Below are 15,250 nucleotides of genomic sequence, written 5' to 3'. Positions count from 1 at the left end.
GGGTGCGCGGCTGTTGTCAGGCTTTGAGCTTGGCGTAGATCACGTAGTTGTCATCGAAGAGCCCCGTTGCGGGGTCGTAGCCGTCGCAGGTGATGAGCCGAAGCTCTGCACCGGCAGTGTTGCCGTAAACCTCGAGGGTGGGGAATTCGTTTTTGGAGTAAAGGGCCCCGTGGTCGACGGTGAAGACGGCAGTGCTGCCATCGGCCCGTGAAACGTTGACCTCGGCACCGGGCCCGAGCTTCCGGAGGTCAGCAAACACACCCTTGTGCCCTCCGAGGGCGTTGACGTGGCCCAGGATCACCGAGGGGCCCCGTTCGCCGGGCGTGGGGGAACCGTTGTACCAGCTGGCCGGTGCGCCGTTGCCCACATCCTCCGGCACTTTCAGCGAACCGTTCTCCTCCAGTCCCAGGTGGAGAAGGTCCGTCCGCACCCCGATGGAAGGAATGCTCAGGACAGCAGGAGGCGAGGCATCCAGCACGGCCGGCGGCTGCGGCGCAGCCGGGGCCTCTGGTGGAGAAGGGGCTGCTGGTGGAACAGGGGGCGCCGGTGCTGTTGATGTAACCGCGGGGGAAGCCACTTGTGGTGCGGAGGCGGAAGGGGAAGGCCTGGGGTCTGAAGTAGCGGCGCTCCCGGCGGCACAGCCCGCCAGGGAAAGCGCGAGCAGAACCCCGGCCACCGCAGAGGCCCCGGGACCTCCACGGCGGCCGAAATTCCTTGATGTCACAGAATTGATCCGTTCAGCCTTGGCTATGCTGCCGCGTTCCGGCGGCGGACGGCGTAAGCTCCGCCTGCGAGGGCAACCAGGGCCAGGCCGCCGCCGATGGCGAGGGCGCCTGTGTCGGTGCCAGAGCCGGGTTCAGAGGGGATGCCGGTGTTGGCGCCGCCTGCAGGCATCTTCATTTGGCCGGCCGTCAGCGTTCCGCACAGGGCGGGGGACGTAGCCGCCAGCGGCAGTGATGGAACCAGATCACTCTTGGCGGCCTGGCCTGCGGCGCTGAGGGTGGCGGGGTCAAGGCCGTGGACCACAACCACTGCCGTTCCGGATTCCAGGGCCGCCTTGGTTTCGGCGTTCAGTTCGAACGTGCGGTCCACCGTATAGGAAGCGCCCTGTCCGGCGACCTTCAGGTCAAGGCCTGCTGCCTTACTGGTATCGCCGCTGGTGGAAAGGGTGGTGACGATGCCACCGTATGAGGGTGCGCCCTCGGTGGTGGAGATGACTTTGTCGCCGTCCTTGTCCGCAGAAGGGTCGGGGCAGACGCCCTTGGCCCCGCCGTGGATGTGCTGGACGTGGGGGTACGGCGCATCCATGAAGGTGGCGGGCAGGCCCGACACCTTGAGGACGACGTGGGCCTGGTTGCCCATGACATCAACTGTGACGGTGCCCGATCCGGCGCTGCCGTTGATCTGCTTCAGCGTTGACTGGTATGAGCCGTCGGCGGCCATTGCAGGGGAACCGGACAGGGCGAGTGCGGCGAGGGCAAGGGTGGGGACTGCCATAAAGCGAAGTGACTTATTCATTCGGAAAATCTCCTCATTCACGTCCGTGTGATGTTGGCGTCCCCAGAGAGGAGACACCGGTACTTCGCGGCGGCACCATCAGCGGATGGGTGTGGACGTGGCCTGATTCACTTTTTCCGTGTGGTCATTGCTCTTTTGATGGAGGCTGTGGCGGTCACTTCACCATCAGCGTTCCCGTCATTCGGGAATGGAAGCTGCAAACGAACCCGTACTCCCCGGGTGAGTCGGGCGCTTTGAAAATTGCGGTTTCACCGGGATCGACCGCAACGTCGAACCCGCCATGGTCCTTTGCCGTCACCGTGTGCGGGGCGCTGTCGGCGTTCGTCACCGTCACCATCGATCCCGGTCTGACCGTGGTGGGGACCTCGAACTTGAAATTCCGTATCGTGATCACCGAAGTGGCGGCTTGCGCCGATCCCTCCGCCGACGATCTGGGGGAACCAGCTGAAGGCGTGGCAGGAGTATTCCCACTCCCGGCAGCGCACCCGGTGATCCCGCCCAAGGCGATGGCCACGGTGACGGCCCGGATCCAAGAAGAAGCTTTCATGGCAATCCCTTTCAGGAGGGATGCGTCCGTTGCCCGCCGGATGGCGGGCCTTCAGGAAACTACCCTGTGCGCCCTATTCGTTGCCCCCGGCCTCCAGGATGGGGGGTCAGTTCGCCACCGTAAAGGGCACAACCATCACCCCGGAGTTGGTGGAGCCCAGCTTGTCGTCCCGGCAGGACGTCCGCAGGTGCAGCTTGTGCACGCCGTTGGCCAGGCCACGGGTGTCGATCGCGAGGGGAGCGGCCCCGAAGGGCTCGGGTCCGAAGGCGCCCGCCGAGTCCCAGAGGACCAGCCCCGGGTTGGCCGGAACCGCGTGGAAGTCCGGGTCTACCGAGATGAAGGAGTGGGTAGCCGGCCGCGAGCCGTCCGTGTGGCTGGTCAGGCCCACGAGGGGAGCCCAGACTCCCGACACCGGTCCGTCGGGAAGGGGCAGGCTGCGGACCGAGGACTCGCAGTATCCGGCGTGGGTGTACCAGCCCTTGCCCCGCAGGAAGGGGTCCCTGGTCACATCGGAGGCGGACTTGCCGTTCTGGATGTTGACCTGCCAGTTGAAGTTGGCCCTCATTTCGTTGCCGTCCGGCTCGGAAACGAACCCGCGGAAGCGGACCTCCTGCGTGCCTGAGTGGTTGAAGCCGGAGATGGGTGCGGAGAAGGTGAGCCAGCGCTCGCAGGTGCCGGTGCACGTGAAGTCGCCCCCGCCGGCGCCGGCCGGCCCCGGGCAGCTGAAGTCCGGTGCCGCGGCCCGCAGGTAGCATTTCTGGACGGTGGTTTCCCGGTCCGAGGTTTTGAACACCATGGCCACGTAGTCGGCGGTGCCCGGGTTGTCGTGAAGGATCACCCGGACGTTCACGGTGAGGTTGCCCGAGCTGATCGTTTCCCGTTCCGGGACGCAGGCCCCCAGGTGGAGGTGGCCGGTGTTGGTGACGGAGTTGTTGGCCTGGTCAGCGTCCGGCATCCACCACGACTGCGTATCCACGAACTGCCGGGTCTCCGCGTACACGGTGCCGTCGGCAGGCGGCGCACCCATGCACAGCCCGGCCGCAGCCCTGGCGGTACCGGGACTCAACCCGGTCATGGCAATGAAGGCCAGCGCAACAGCAGATACCAGGGCAAGGAACCGTCTCAAGAGCATCCATCCTTCACGGAGAAACTGCGCGCATTGCTGTCGCCGGCATCGGAACGCCGAACCATGGGATGTTTCGTTATTTGGGCCCGGTAGGGCGTGGAAAGTATAAGACCGGACTCATCGCCAAAACCAGAGTTGACAGGCCATTACGACGGCGGCACGCACCTTTTGCGGGACCTGATGGGGCGTTTGGGGAAAGGGTGCAGGAAGTGATGGGGGATCGCGGGAAAGGGGGCAGGAAGTGATGGGGCGTCGCGAGGGGGAGGGGGACGCTTGACGAGGTCCGGCGCTCCCGCATATCCTGAACGAACGGTCGGTAAATAATTCGGCACGTCCCAGACGGTCTTTGCATAGGAGCAACCATGGCAGCGCAGAACCTGCAGTCAGTGCCCGCTGAGCTAACCCCGGAAGAAGAAGCCGCAGGCCAGGCCCACTTCGACCGGATCATCGCCGAGGACTCGCGCATCGAGCCCCGCGACTGGATGCCCGCGGCCTACCGCAAGACCCTGCTGCGCCAGGTGTCCCAGCACGCGCACTCCGAGATCATCGGCATGCAGCCGGAGGCCAACTGGATCTCCCGCGCCCCCAGCCTGAAGCGCAAGGCCATCCTCATGGCCAAGGTCCAGGACGAGGCCGGCCACGGGCTCTACCTCTACTCCGCCGCCGAGACCCTTGGACAAACAAGGGACAAGATGATGGACGACCTCATCGCCGGCAAGGCCCGCTACTCCAGCATCTTCAACTACCCGGCCCTGACCTGGGCGGACATGGGCGCCATCGGCTGGCTGGTGGACGGCGCAGCCATCTGCAACCAGGTCCCGCTGTGCCGCGCCTCCTACGGACCCTACGGCCGCGCCATGGTGCGCATCTGCAAGGAGGAGTCCTTCCACCAGCGTCAGGGCTTCGAGATCCTCCTCGAACTCTCCAACGGCACCCCCGAGCAGAAGCAGATGGCCCAGGACGCCGTGAACCGCTGGTACGCCCCGGCCCTGATGATGTTCGGCCCGCCGGACGACGATTCCCCCAACTCCAAGCAGTCCATGGCCTGGAACATCAAGCGGTTCAGCAATGACGAGCTCCGCAGCCGCTTCGTGGGCATGATGGTGGAGCAGGTCAGGGTCCTGGGCCTCACCCTCCCCGATGACCAGGTCCGCTTTAACGAGGACACCAGGAAGTGGGAGCACGGCCCGCTGGACTGGCACGAGTTCCAGGAAGTCCTGGCCGGCCGCGGTCCCTGCAACGCCCAGCGCCTTGAGCGGCGGAGGGCAGCGCACGACGACGGCGCCTGGGTCCGCGAGGCAGCGGCGGCTTACGCAGCAAAACAGTCAGCAAAGCAGCAGAAGGAATACGCAGCATGAGCCCGCACGGCAACCCGGAAACCCCGGCCAGCTCCGCCACGGAGATCAACCGCGAAGCCCCCAAGGCATCGCCTGCCCCCACCGAGCATCATGACCGGAGCGCCTGGGGCCTCTGGGAGGTCTTCGTCCGGTCCAGCCGCGGCCTGAGCCACGTCCACGCCGGATCCCTGCATGCCCCGGATGCCGCCATGGCCCTGCGGAATGCACGGGACCTCTACACCCGCCGCAACGAGGGCGTCTCCATCTGGGTGGTCCCCGCGGACGCCATCGCCGCGAGCGACCCCGACTCCAAGGGCTCGTTCTTCGAGTCCCCGCAGGGCAAGGACTACCGGCACGCCACGTACTACACCAAGAGCGAAGGGGTGAAGCACCTGTGAACACCCCCGAAACCAGCACCCACGAAGCCACAGGCCACGGCGACATCTCCACCGGTGTGGCCGGCGGCGACTCCAACGCCTCCGCCACCCGCATCACCCCCGGCAACGCCCTGCGCCCGGAGGATATCGCACTCGAGGTCCGCACCGGCCTGGTGAAGCCCTCGGAGGACATCGCCGAGTACGCCCTCCGCCTGGGCGACGACGCCCTCATCCTCGCCCAGCGCCTGGGCCACTGGATCTCCCGCGCCCCGGAGCTTGAGGAGGACATCGCCCTGGGCAACATCGCCCTGGACCAGCTGGGCCACGCCCGCAGCTTCCTCACCTACGCCGGCGCCGCGTTCACCAACGAGGACGGCTCGGCCAAGTCCGAGGATGACCTGGCCTACTTCCGCCGCGAGCACGAGTTCCGCAGCGTCCAGCTGTTCGAGCAGCCCAACGGCGACTTCGCGGCCACCATCGCCCGCCAGTTCGTGGTGAGCTACTACCAGTACGAGCTCTACCGCCGCCTCACCGGATCCACCGACGCAACCCTGGCCGCCATCGCCGCCAAGGCCGTCAAGGAAGTGGACTACCACCGGGACCACAGCGCCCAGTGGGTCCTGCGCCTGGCCGGCGGCACCGAGGAATCCCGCAAGCGGATGATCCACGGCCTGCGCCTCATGTGGCCGTACGTCAACGAACTGTTCCAGGACGATGACCTGACGCAGCGCCTCGCCCAGGCGGGTGCCGCCGTCGCCCCTTCCTCGCTGAGGGAGGACTTTGACCGCCTCACCGCGGAAATTCTCACCGAGGCCGAACTGGAAGTCCCGGACGTGCCGGCAGCCCCGGGCGGCGGCCGGTACGGCAAGCACTCGGAGTACCTGGGCTACATCCTTGCGGAGATGCAGGTGCTGGCCCGCGAGCATCCCGGGGCCAGCTGGTGACAGCCATGTACATCTCGGACTTCGAAAGCCGCACCCGGACCCCGCAGCAGCGGGCCTGGGACATCGCGGCCACCGTGGTGGATCCGGAGATCCCGGTGCTCACCATCGCGGACCTGGGCATCCTGCGCAACGTGGACGTGCAGGGCAACAGCGTCACTGTCACCATCACGCCCACGTACTCGGGCTGCCCGGCCATGGACGCCATCCGCGACGACGTCTACGCCGCCTTCAAGAAGGAGGGCTACCAGGACGTGCACGTGGACCTGGTCCTGGCCCCGGCCTGGACCACGGACTGGATGACGGAGTCCGGAAAGCAGAAGCTGCAGGAGTACGGCATCGCCCCGCCCACCGGGCACAGCAAGGCCGGCGGCCATTCCGGCCCGGTCCGGCTGAGCCTGGCCGTGAAGTGCCCGCAGTGCAACAGCCTCAACACCAAGGAACTCACCCGTTTCGGTTCCACGTCCTGCAAGGCGCTGTATGTGTGCCAGGACTGCAAGGAACCGTTCGACTACTTCAAAGTCCTGTAAGGAAGCCCCATGCCTGTTGTCCGCCAGACCGCCGCCGAAGAGGCTGAGCTGACCGGCCGCCGTCGTCCGTCCTTCCACACCCTCACGGTGAAGGAGGTGCGCCGGCTCACCGATGATGCCATCGAGGTCAGCTTCCATGTGCCGGCGGAGCTCGCCGGCAAGTTCGACTACCTGCCCGGCCAGTACGTGGCCCTGCGCACCACGCTGCCGGATGAGAACGGCGAGCCCAAGGAGATCCGCCGCAGCTACTCCATCTGCGCCGAGCCGCGCAGCTTCGCCGACGGCACCAGCGAGATCCGCGTGGCCATCAAGAAGGACCTGGGCGGGCTGTTCTCCACGTGGGCCAACGCCGAGCTGAAGGCGGGGGACACCCTGGACGTGATGAGCCCCATGGGCGCGTTCGTGTCCAAGCACGGCCGGGACGGTGTGGCCGTGGAGCAGAACGTCATGAACTCCATGAACCACCCGGAGGACCTGGCGGGGGAGCCGGGAAACTTCGTGGCCATCGCGGCCGGGTCCGGCATCACCCCGGTGATCGCCATCGCCCGGACACTGCTGGCCGCCAACCCGGACACCCGGTTCGACCTGATCTACGCCAACAAGGCCGCCATGGACGTGATGTTCCTGGAGGAGCTGGCGGACCTGAAGGACAAGTACCCTCAGCGGCTGGCCATCCACCACGTGCTCTCCCGCGAGCAGCGGATCGCGCCGCTGCTGTCCGGCCGAATCGACGCGGAGAAGCTGCAGCAGCTGCTGGGCACCGCCCTGCACGCGGACGATGTGGACGAGTGGTTCCTGTGCGGGCCGTTCGAGCTGGTGCAGCTGTGCCGGGACACCCTGGCCGAGCGCGGGGTGAAGCCGGAGAACATCCGGTTCGAGCTCTTCACCTCCGGTAAGCCGGACCGCCCGGAAGGGCAGGCCGGCCGTCCCGTGGTGGTGGACGAGTCCAAGGAGACGTACAAGATCACGTTCAAGCTGGACGGCCTGCAGGGCGAGGTGGCCAGCCCCACGCACGCCCGCGAGTCCATCCTCAACGCCGCGCTGCGGGTCCGCCCGGACGTGCCGTTCGCGTGCGCCGGCGGAGTGTGCGGCACCTGCCGGGCCAAGGTGGTCGCCGGCAGCGTGACCATGGACGAGAACTACGCGCTGGAGCAGGATGAGCTGGACAGGGGCTACGTGCTGACCTGCCAGAGCCACCCCACCAGCAAGGAAGTCACGGTCGACTTCGACGTCTAGGTTGTTACTCACTAAAGGAGCCCCATGATTTCCCTTTCCATCAGCAACGGTGTTGCAGAAGTCGTCCTGGACGCGCCCCACAAGCTGAACTCGCTGGATGAGCAGGCGCTGCGGGATTTAGCACAGGCGTACGACGACGCTGCTGCCGCCGCCTCACGCGGTGAGGTGCGGGCGCTGCTGCTGAGGGGAGAGGGACGCGCCTTCTGCGCGGGCAGGGACATTGCGGGGGTTACCCCGGAGAGCGACGACGCCGCAGCGTACCTGGGCGGGCTGGTGGAGCCGCTGCTGAAGAAGATGGCTTCCTTTCCGGCTCCTACGTTTGCTGCGGCGCAGGGGGCCTGCCTGGGCGTGGGGCTGGGGCTGCTGCTGGCCACGGACGTGGTGTACGTGGCGGAGAACGCCAAGTTCGGCTCGCCGTTCGCCAAGCTGGGGGCCACGCTGGATTCGGGCGGGCACTGGTACTTCACCGAGCGGCTGGGCATGCACCGGACGCTGGACCTGATCTACACGGCGGACCTGATCTCCGGCGCCGAAGCGGTGGCGCAGGGAATGTTCAGCCGCGCCATGCCGGCTGATTCTTTGCTGGAGTCAACGCGGGCCATTGTCTCGCGCGTTGCCGCCGGCGCCACCGAGGCGTTCGTTGCGTCCAAGGAGCTGGTGGCGCACATCCGTGACCAGCGGCTGGGCCTGTGGCAGGCCATGCAGGAGGAAAACGAGGAGCAGGCACGGCTCTGCAAAACCGACGACTATGCGGAGGGTTTCCGGGCCTTCCAGGAGAAGCGCGAACCGAAATTCACCGGCGGCCACTGATTACACCTCCTCGATTGGTCCGCAACTGTCCTTTCCGGGGCCGAAAACGGCAGTTACGGAGCAATCGATGGGGCTGGAGGTCCGCCGCCGCATTGGCGCCGGGCCTCCAGCCGTCTAACGGTTGAAACTGCCGGGGCAGGTACCCCTACCGGGCCGCCATCTCCGATTCCAGTAGCTCGTAGGCCGGTGTGGTGAGGAAATCGGTGTAGTCCTCGGACAGGCAGATCCGGGAAATGATGCCGGACGCCGGTCCGTAGTACCGGTTGAACAGATCGTCGCCCACCTCGTTCCGGAGCTTTTCCGTTTCCTCGACCAGCAGGCGCTCAACCAGTTCGCGGGTTGCCGTGTTCCCCGTGTCGGCGAAGACTACCCCGTTGCGGATTTGCTGCCAGACCTGCGACCGGGAGATTTCCGCCGTCGCGGCATCCTCCATCAGGTTGTGGATGGCAACTGCCCCGTTCCCGGACAGCCACACTGCGGTGTAGGCGACGGAAACGTACAGGTTCCCGCGAAGACCGGCTTCGGTGGCGTCGCCGGGTGCCGACTCGATGTCGAGCAGTTGTTCGGCGGTGACGTGGACCTCTGGGCGGGTCCGCTGCACCTGGTTGGGGGCATCTCCCAGGACCTGGTCGAATACCTCCATGCAGATGGGAACGAGGTCCGGATGCGCAACCCAGGAGCCGTCGAATCCGTCGTTGGCCTCGCGGGTCTTGTCCGCCCGCACCTTCGCGAAGGCCTCCTCGGTGACTTCCGGCTGGCGGCGGTTGGGGATGACGGCTGCCATGCCGCCCATGGCGAAGGCGCCGCGCTGGTGGCAGGTTTTGACCAGGAGTTCGGTGTAGGCCCGCATGAAGGGAACGGTCATCGATACCGCTGCACGGTCAGGCAGGGTGAATTTCGAACCGGAATCGCGGAAATACTTGATGATGCTGAACAAGTAATCCCAGCGCCCCGCGTTGAGGCCGGAGGCGTGGTCCCGCAGTTCATACAGGATCTCGTCCATCTCGAAGGCCGCGGGAATGGTTTCCACCAGGACGGTGGCCCGGATGGTTCCCTGCGGGATGCCGAGGGCGTCCTGTGCGAAAACGAAGATGTCGTTCCACAGCCGGGCTTCAAGGTGGCTTTCCATCTTCGGAAGGTAGTAGTAGGGGCCGTGGCCGTTCTCAAGGAGCTGCCTGGCGTTGTGGAAGAAGTGCAGTCCAAAATCCACCAGGGCGCCGATGGCGGGCTTGCCGTCAAATTCCAGGTTCCGCTCCTCCATGTGCCAGCCGCGGGGGCGCATGATGACGACGGCGGTGGGCGCATCGGTTCGAAGGGCGTACGTCTTGCCCTCGGGGGACGTGTAGGCCAAGGTTCCGCGTGCGGCGTCGTACAGCGAGAGTTGGCCGTCGATGACGTTGAACCAGGTGGGGCAGCTGGCGTCCTCCAGGTCTGCCAGCCATACTTTTGCCCCCGAATTCAGGGCGTTGATCGCCATCTTGGCGGGGGAGCAGGGGCCGGTGATTTCCACCCGGCGGTCCTGGAGGGCGGGCGGCGCCGAGGCAACGGTCCAGTCGCCTTCGCGGACGGCTGCTGTCTCCGGCAGGAAGTCCAGGGCTCCGGTCTTTGCGGCTTCTGAACGGCGCTCCTGCCGTGCAGCAAGGCGGGCATCGCGTTCGGCGGCGAAGCGTCCATGGAGTGCGGCGAGGAACTCCAGGGCTTCCGGTGTCAGGATTTCGGCGGCGCGGTCAAAGGGCAGGGCAGCGGTTCGGGTCAGGGGCATTGCTTGGTCCTTTCGAGGAGTTTCACGATACGGACATTATGTTCTGTCAGATGAAAAAACAAGAGCTTCAGAATAATCGGTCAGACCATTGACTAGCGGTCAGACCAATACATACAGTTTGTCCACGAGGCAATATCTCAATCTCACATTGTGGAATTCCCGCTCGGCGTTTCTTATCCCATTCATCGCGCCCCACCCTCCCCGCTCCAAATACAAAGGAGTTTTTTGTGAGCACTTACCAGCAAGTCGTGGACCCCCTCTGGGGTTCACTCGGCCTGTCCGCGCTCTGCGCGGCGTTGCCGTTGATTCTCCTGTTTGTCCTGCTGGGCGTCTTCCGGGTGAAAGCGGCCAAAGCCGCGATCGCCAGCCTGGCGCTGTCCATCATCCTGGCCCTGATGGTCTGGCGTATGCCTGTGGACCAGGTCTTCAACGCCACGGCAGAAGGAGCCTTCTACGGTCTGTTCCCCATCCTGTGGATCCTCATTAACGCGCTCTGGCTCTACAAACTCACGGTGGCCACGCCTTGGTTTGATGCCCTGGGCCGGACCATCCGCTCCATCTCCAACGATCTGCGGATCCTGTCGATCCTGATTGCGTTCTGCTTCGGCGCGCTCCTCGAATCACTCGCCGGTTTCGGCGCCCCGGTTGCCATCACGTCGGCGATGCTGATGGCCGCCGGCATGAAACCGCTGAAATCCGCCATCGTCTCGCTGTTGGCCAACACCGCGCCGGTGGCCTTCGGTGCCATGGCCGCGCCCATCATCGCCCTGAACGGCGTGACCGGCCTGTCGCTGCACGACCTGTCCTCGATGGCCGGCCGCCAGACCCCTTCATCGCCCTCATCGTGCCGCTGCTCCTGGTCTTCATCGTGGACGGCAGGCGCGGCCTCAAGCAGACCTGGCCCGTTGCACTGGTGGCCGGCGCAGTCTTTGGCATCTTCCAGTTCATCACGTCCAACTTCATCGCTGTGGAACTGACCGACGTCGTGGCTGCTGTGGCTACCGTGGCCGCCGTGCTGCTGATGCTCCGTGTCTGGCAGCCGCGGGAAATCATTGATATGTCCGGGCAGTCCGGAGGGTCAGGCGATCTTGAGGAAGGACGTCCGTCCGGCCCGTCATCCTCAAGCCGCGGTTCGGCAAGGATACCGGCATCCGCATCGGTTACGGAGGCTGTCTCCGCGGCTGCGACCACCCGGGTCGCGGTGCGGCCCAGCGCCACGGAGCGGCCCGTCCGCCGGGAAATCTGGATGGCTGTGGCGCCCTACCTGATCATCATGGCCGTCTTCTCCATCGCCCAGATCCCCGCAGTCAAGGACTGGCTGAGCGCCAACGGAAGCGTCAGCTTCGCCTGGCCGGGCCTGGACGTCGTGGACGCCGGCGGGAAGCATGTTGCCGCGCAGAAGTTCAAGTTCGACCACCTCAAAGCCACCGGAACCCTGCTTCTGGTCTCCGGCCTCATCACCATGATCCTGTACCGCCTGTCGGCAGCCCAAGGTCTGCGCATTTACTGGGAAACCCTGAAGCAGCTGCGCTGGACCATCCTCACGGTCACCACCGTCCTGGCCCTGTCCTTCGTCATGAACCTGTCCGGACAGACCACCTCCCTGGGCCTCGCCCTCGCGTCCGCCGGCGGCTTCTTCGCCTTCCTCTCGCCGCTGATTGGCTGGATCGGTGTTGCCCTTACCGGATCGGATACCTCGTCCAACTCACTCTTCGGGCAGATGCAGGCCACCGCCGCCGCGCAGACCGGCCTCCCGCCGGTGCTGATGGCTGCCTCCAACTCCTCGGCCGGCGTGATGGGCAAGATGCTTTCGCTGCAAAACCTGGCCGTCGCCTCAGCGGCGGTGGGCCTGGAGGGCGCCGAGGGCACGCTGTTCCGCAAGCTGATCGGCTGGAGCCTGGGCCTGCTGGCCCTGATCACGGTGCTGATCGTCCTGCAGTCCACCCCGGTACTCGGCTGGATGATCCCCTAGCCGGCGCCACCCTTGCACACCGGGAATACGGCCGGGCGGAGCGGTTCCGCCCGGCCGGGTGCCCAAAGAACCCACCCTAGAAAACAAAGAGGTTTCCTTCCCATGAGTACAACTACAGCTGTCACAGCATCAGCAGCGCTTTTGGCTGCAAGCGCTCACACCTCCACAGACCTGGATGAGCGGGTCAGGGTAAGCACGGACCGTTCCGGCTACGTTCCGCCGAGCCTGCCCGACGGCGTCGTTTATGCCACCAGTGCCGAAGAAGTTGTGGCAACCATGAAGCTTGCCGCGGCCCACAATGTCCCGGTGGTTCCCCGGGGAGCCGGAACGGGCCTTGCCGCCGGAGCTTCCGCGCAGGCCGGGGAAGTAGTCCTTGACCTGGCCCGGATGAACCGGATCCTGCACATCGATCCCGTGGAGCAGTTGGCCGTGGTTGAACCCGGAGTCCTCAACGCGGAGGTGAATGCGGCCGCGGGGGAGCATGGACTCTTCTATGCGCCGGACCCGGCCAGCACGGCAATCTGCTCCATCGGCGGCAACATTGCCACCAATGCCGGCGGAATGTGGTGCGCAAAATATGGTGTTACACGGGAATCCGTGCTCGCCCTCCGCGTGGTCCTGCCCGACGGCCGGGTGCTGCGGACCGGGCGGAACACCATCAAGGGCGTCACGGGGTACGACCTGAACGCGCTGATGATCGGCTCCGAGGGAACGCTGGGCGTGGTGGTCGAAGCTACGCTCCGTCTGCGGCCCAAACCCATCCAGACCGCCACCGTCGCCGCCTATTTCCCGGACGTGGACGCCGCCGCGCTGGCAGCATCCGCCATCATCGCCGCCCGGCTGCAGCCCTCGGTGCTGGAACTCATGGACGGCCCCACGCTGGAAGCCGTCGATACCGTGCATGGCACCAACCACCGGTCCAAGGGCGGCGCCTTCCTGCTGGCGCAGACTGACGGGTACGGCGCGTTCCTTGAGCAGGACGTCCTCCTCAAAGCCATTGAACCCTTCGCCAGTCACGTCGAGAAAGCAGTGGACACGTCGGCAGCGGACGCGCTCGTGGCCACCCGGCGGGAAGCGATTCCCTCCCTTGAGACGTTGGGCCGCGTGTCCATTTGCGACATCGGCGTGCCGCGGAACCGGCTGGCAGATGTCTTTGCGGGGCTGGAGGACATCTCCCGGAAGACGGGGGTCCGGATCTTCAATGTGGCCCACGCAGCGGACGGCAACCTGCACCCGATGATCGTCGTCAACCCCGACCAATCCATCACGGAAGGACCGGCCAAAAAGGCCCTTGGCGACATGTTCTACCTGGCACAGCGCCTGGGCGGCACGCTGACCGGGGAACACGGCGTCGGCCTGCTCAAGCGCGATTGGCTCGAGGACGAGCTCGGCAGCACCTCGCTGGAACTCCAGCGCGCCATCCGCAATGTCTTCGACCCCCAGGGAATCCTCAATCCCGGCAAGGCAATCTGAGCCGGACAACCCGTCCCATGGTTCCTTGATCCGCTTCTGTCCTGCTGCGCCGGTTCTCCGTGGCGCAGCAGGACAGGGCAGGACAGGACAGGACGCAGGTGCTGGTTGTTAGGGCAGGATGGATCCATGACCAAACCTTCGGTGGCACCGGGATCCAGGCGGACTTACGACGTCCTGGTAGAGGATATTGAGGCGGGGCTGCGCTCAGGCCGGTTCAAAATCGGGGATCAGCTGCCAGGTGAACGGATACTGGCGGAAACCTACGGCATTTCGCGCGCTTCAGTGCGCGAAGCCATGCGCCTGCTTGACGCCATGGGGGTCCTTCGAAGTTCCAACAGGTCCGGCCCCAAGTCTGGCTCGGTCATCGTTTCCGAGCCGTCAGCCGGCTTGTCCGCCACCCTACGCCTGCACATTGCCAGCAGCCGTCTTCCGGTTGCGGAGATCGTCGAAGCCCGGATTCTTCTGGAAACCTGGGCAGCCAGGACGGCGGCCCTGCACGACGACCCGGCCGGGATCCAGCGGGCCAGGGAACTGCTCGAGGCCATGGATGCCCCGGACATCGATCCGGAAACATTCCACGCCCTCGACGCGGAGTTCCACCTGGCCCTCAGTGCCATGGGCGGTAACACGGTTATCGAAACGATCATGGAGTCGCTCAGCGGCTCAATCCGTGGCTACCTCAAGGACGCCCTGGATGCCCTTGGGCAGTGGCCCATGGTGCTGGAGCAGCTGAGGGCCCACCACCACGGGATCTTCGATGCTGTGGAGGCAAAGGACGCCGAGCGCGCCGCGGAGCTGCTGCGGAGCCATATCGCATGGCTGTACGAACAGACAGCTGACAGGGTGCGCTGAGTTACTGCCGCACCGGCATGGACGGCAGGTCCGCTTCCGGGCCCGCCTCGCCGCCCATCGCGGCCACCAGGCGCTCGCGGGCGCGTCCCAGGTGCTGGTCCAGGAGCTGGGCGGCCTCTTCGCCTTGTCCGGCCTCGATCAGCTTCAGGAGCTTTTCGTGTTCAGCCTGGATCAAAGTGGTGTCCAGGAGGTGCAGCGACTGTACCCGGGACATGCACAGGCGTACTTCGGCCACGAGGGACGAGTACATCCTGCTGATCCGCTCGTTCCCCACGGCGTCGATCAGGCTGGTGTGGAACCGCATGTCCGGTTCCACCACGTCCAGCGGCGCTCCGGTGGCCAGCGCAGCGATATCCCGGTTGGCCTGTACCGCCCCAGCGGGCACTGTTCGTGCGGCGGCGAGCCGGCGAAGCACTTCGCTCTCCAGGTACGCCCGGGCCAGGTAGATATCCCGCACCGATTCCGGTCCCAGGTCCGCCACCCGGGCGGTCTTGTGCGTGCCGCGAACCAGCAGGCCCTCGGCCACCAGCTTCTCGATGGCTGCCTTCGCGGTGGGGCGAGCGACGTCGTAGGACGTAGCCACGTCGGTCTCCGTCAGCGCGTGGGCGGAGGGTAGCTCACCGGAGAAAATGCGGAGCCGCAGATCCGAAGCCACCGCTTCCACAATCGAGACAGCTGCAATACGGCCGGCCACAGATCTCCGTTCCAACAAATAAGTTTCGAGCAAACAAGGGGCGTCTCCGTCCCATTTTGCCAGACAAGTATTCAT

At 65.6% G+C, this 15,250-nt stretch carries 14 protein-coding genes and 1 pseudogene; 9 read left to right on the top strand and 6 right to left on the bottom strand.

From position 1 onward, the window contains the following. Nucleotides 1–16: 16 nt before the first annotated feature. The 4 genes from OUO20_RS12660 to OUO20_RS12645 all read right to left on the bottom strand — a co-directional run bounded on the left by OUO20_RS12660 (nt 17) and on the right by OUO20_RS12645 (nt 3,197). On the bottom strand, nt 17–478 hold the full coding sequence (locus tag OUO20_RS12660; protein ID WP_223992519.1) for a sortase domain-containing protein: 462 nt from the start codon (nt 476–478) through the stop codon (nt 17–19). A gap of 269 nt (nt 479–747) precedes the next feature. Continuing rightward, a complete protein-coding gene (locus OUO20_RS12655; RefSeq protein ID WP_026265692.1) occupies nt 748–1,518 on the bottom strand; it encodes a CHRD domain-containing protein in 771 nt (256 codons plus the stop codon). A 154-nt stretch (nt 1,519–1,672) separates the two neighbouring features. Next, nucleotides 1,673–2,065 (bottom strand): cupredoxin domain-containing protein, encoded by a 393-nt coding sequence (locus tag OUO20_RS12650; RefSeq protein ID WP_018768765.1) that lies wholly within the window; start codon nt 2,063–2,065, stop codon nt 1,673–1,675. 106 nt (nt 2,066–2,171) lie between these two features. Continuing rightward, nucleotides 2,172–3,197 carry a hypothetical protein gene (locus OUO20_RS12645; RefSeq protein ID WP_268001871.1) on the bottom strand — a complete coding sequence of 342 codons (1,026 nt, stop codon included), beginning with the start codon at nt 3,195–3,197 and terminating at the stop codon, nt 2,172–2,174. 356 nt (nt 3,198–3,553) lie between these two features. Between OUO20_RS12645 and paaA the strand changes: the two genes are divergently transcribed. The 6 genes from paaA to OUO20_RS12615 are packed head-to-tail and all read left to right on the top strand — an operon-like array spanning nt 3,554 to nt 8,422. Then, a complete protein-coding gene (gene paaA, locus OUO20_RS12640) occupies nt 3,554–4,549 on the top strand; it encodes a 1,2-phenylacetyl-CoA epoxidase subunit PaaA (protein WP_018768763.1) in 996 nt (331 codons plus the stop codon). Further along, a complete protein-coding gene (paaB, locus tag OUO20_RS12635; RefSeq protein ID WP_268001870.1) occupies nt 4,546–4,926 on the top strand; it encodes a 1,2-phenylacetyl-CoA epoxidase subunit PaaB in 381 nt (126 codons plus the stop codon). The genes paaA and paaB overlap by 4 nt, the downstream gene beginning before the upstream one ends. Then, nucleotides 4,923–5,849 (top strand): 1,2-phenylacetyl-CoA epoxidase subunit PaaC, encoded by a 927-nt coding sequence (gene paaC, locus OUO20_RS12630; RefSeq protein ID WP_268001869.1) that lies wholly within the window; start codon nt 4,923–4,925, stop codon nt 5,847–5,849. The genes paaB and paaC overlap by 4 nt, the downstream gene beginning before the upstream one ends. Nucleotides 5,850–5,854: 5 nt before the next feature. After that, nucleotides 5,855–6,376, top strand: a complete 522-nt coding sequence (gene paaD, locus OUO20_RS12625) for a 1,2-phenylacetyl-CoA epoxidase subunit PaaD (protein WP_268001868.1) — start codon at nt 5,855–5,857, stop codon at nt 6,374–6,376. A 9-nt stretch (nt 6,377–6,385) separates the two neighbouring features. Beyond that, nucleotides 6,386–7,612: a 1,2-phenylacetyl-CoA epoxidase subunit PaaE gene (paaE, locus tag OUO20_RS12620; protein ID WP_223992512.1), complete on the top strand. Its 1,227-nt coding sequence runs from the start codon at nt 6,386–6,388 to the stop codon at nt 7,610–7,612. A 24-nt stretch (nt 7,613–7,636) separates the two neighbouring features. After that, nucleotides 7,637–8,422, top strand: coding sequence for an enoyl-CoA hydratase/isomerase family protein (locus OUO20_RS12615; RefSeq protein ID WP_268001867.1), 786 nt, complete (start codon nt 7,637–7,639; stop codon nt 8,420–8,422). 145 nt (nt 8,423–8,567) lie between these two features. Here the strand turns inward: OUO20_RS12615 and aceB are convergent, their stop codons facing one another. Further along, nucleotides 8,568–10,184: a malate synthase A gene (gene aceB / locus OUO20_RS12610; protein WP_268001866.1), complete on the bottom strand. Its 1,617-nt coding sequence runs from the start codon at nt 10,182–10,184 to the stop codon at nt 8,568–8,570. Between the two features lie 227 nt (nt 10,185–10,411). Between aceB and OUO20_RS21705 the strand changes: the two are divergent. The 3 genes and pseudogenes from OUO20_RS21705 (at nt 10,412) to OUO20_RS12590 (ending at nt 14,481) form a co-directional block, all read left to right on the top strand. Then, nucleotides 10,412–12,156 (top strand): annotated as a pseudogene (locus OUO20_RS21705) (L-lactate permease). A gap of 102 nt (nt 12,157–12,258) precedes the next feature. Then, entirely contained in the window at nt 12,259–13,629 is a 1,371-nt protein-coding gene (locus tag OUO20_RS12595) for an FAD-binding oxidoreductase (protein ID WP_026265688.1), read from the top strand. A gap of 126 nt (nt 13,630–13,755) precedes the next feature. Further along, a complete protein-coding gene (locus tag OUO20_RS12590; RefSeq protein WP_268001864.1) occupies nt 13,756–14,481 on the top strand; it encodes a FadR/GntR family transcriptional regulator in 726 nt (241 codons plus the stop codon). 1 nt (nt 14,482) lies between these two features. Here OUO20_RS12590 and OUO20_RS12585 read toward each other — a convergent pair whose 3' ends face one another. Next, the gene (locus OUO20_RS12585; protein ID WP_018768753.1) at nt 14,483–15,175 is read right to left on the bottom strand and encodes a GntR family transcriptional regulator; all 693 of its coding nucleotides are present in this window, start codon (nt 15,173–15,175) and stop codon (nt 14,483–14,485) included. Nucleotides 15,176–15,250 lie beyond the last annotated feature (75 nt).

It is taken from the genome of Arthrobacter sp. FX8, assembly GCF_026723805.1.
GTDB lineage: Bacteria > Actinomycetota > Actinomycetes > Actinomycetales > Micrococcaceae > Arthrobacter.
The sequence above is the reverse complement of the archived record's forward strand: the minus strand, read 5'-3'. Positions and strand labels throughout refer to the sequence as shown.

What these genes read in the sequence shown, in the direction of transcription:
- OUO20_RS12655 (WP_026265692.1), bottom strand. Translation starts at nt 1,518, where the DNA reads ATGAATAAGTCACTTCGCTTTATGGCAGTCCCCACCCTTGCCCTCGCC.
- OUO20_RS12650 (WP_018768765.1), bottom strand. Translation starts at nt 2,065, where the DNA reads ATGAAAGCTTCTTCTTGGATCCGGGCCGTCACCGTGGCCATCGCCTTG.
- OUO20_RS12645 (WP_268001871.1), bottom strand. Translation starts at nt 3,197, where the DNA reads ATGCTCTTGAGACGGTTCCTTGCCCTGGTATCTGCTGTTGCGCTGGCC.
- paaA (WP_018768763.1), top strand. Translation starts at nt 3,554, where the DNA reads ATGGCAGCGCAGAACCTGCAGTCAGTGCCCGCTGAGCTAACCCCGGAA.
- paaB (WP_268001870.1), top strand. Translation starts at nt 4,546, where the DNA reads ATGAGCCCGCACGGCAACCCGGAAACCCCGGCCAGCTCCGCCACGGAG.
- paaD (WP_268001868.1), top strand. Translation starts at nt 5,855, where the DNA reads ATGTACATCTCGGACTTCGAAAGCCGCACCCGGACCCCGCAGCAGCGG.
- paaE (WP_223992512.1), top strand. Translation starts at nt 6,386, where the DNA reads ATGCCTGTTGTCCGCCAGACCGCCGCCGAAGAGGCTGAGCTGACCGGC.
- OUO20_RS12615 (WP_268001867.1), top strand. Translation starts at nt 7,637, where the DNA reads ATGATTTCCCTTTCCATCAGCAACGGTGTTGCAGAAGTCGTCCTGGAC.
- aceB (WP_268001866.1), bottom strand. Translation starts at nt 10,184, where the DNA reads ATGCCCCTGACCCGAACCGCTGCCCTGCCCTTTGACCGCGCCGCCGAA.
- OUO20_RS12595 (WP_026265688.1), top strand. Translation starts at nt 12,259, where the DNA reads ATGAGTACAACTACAGCTGTCACAGCATCAGCAGCGCTTTTGGCTGCA.
- OUO20_RS12590 (WP_268001864.1), top strand. Translation starts at nt 13,756, where the DNA reads ATGACCAAACCTTCGGTGGCACCGGGATCCAGGCGGACTTACGACGTC.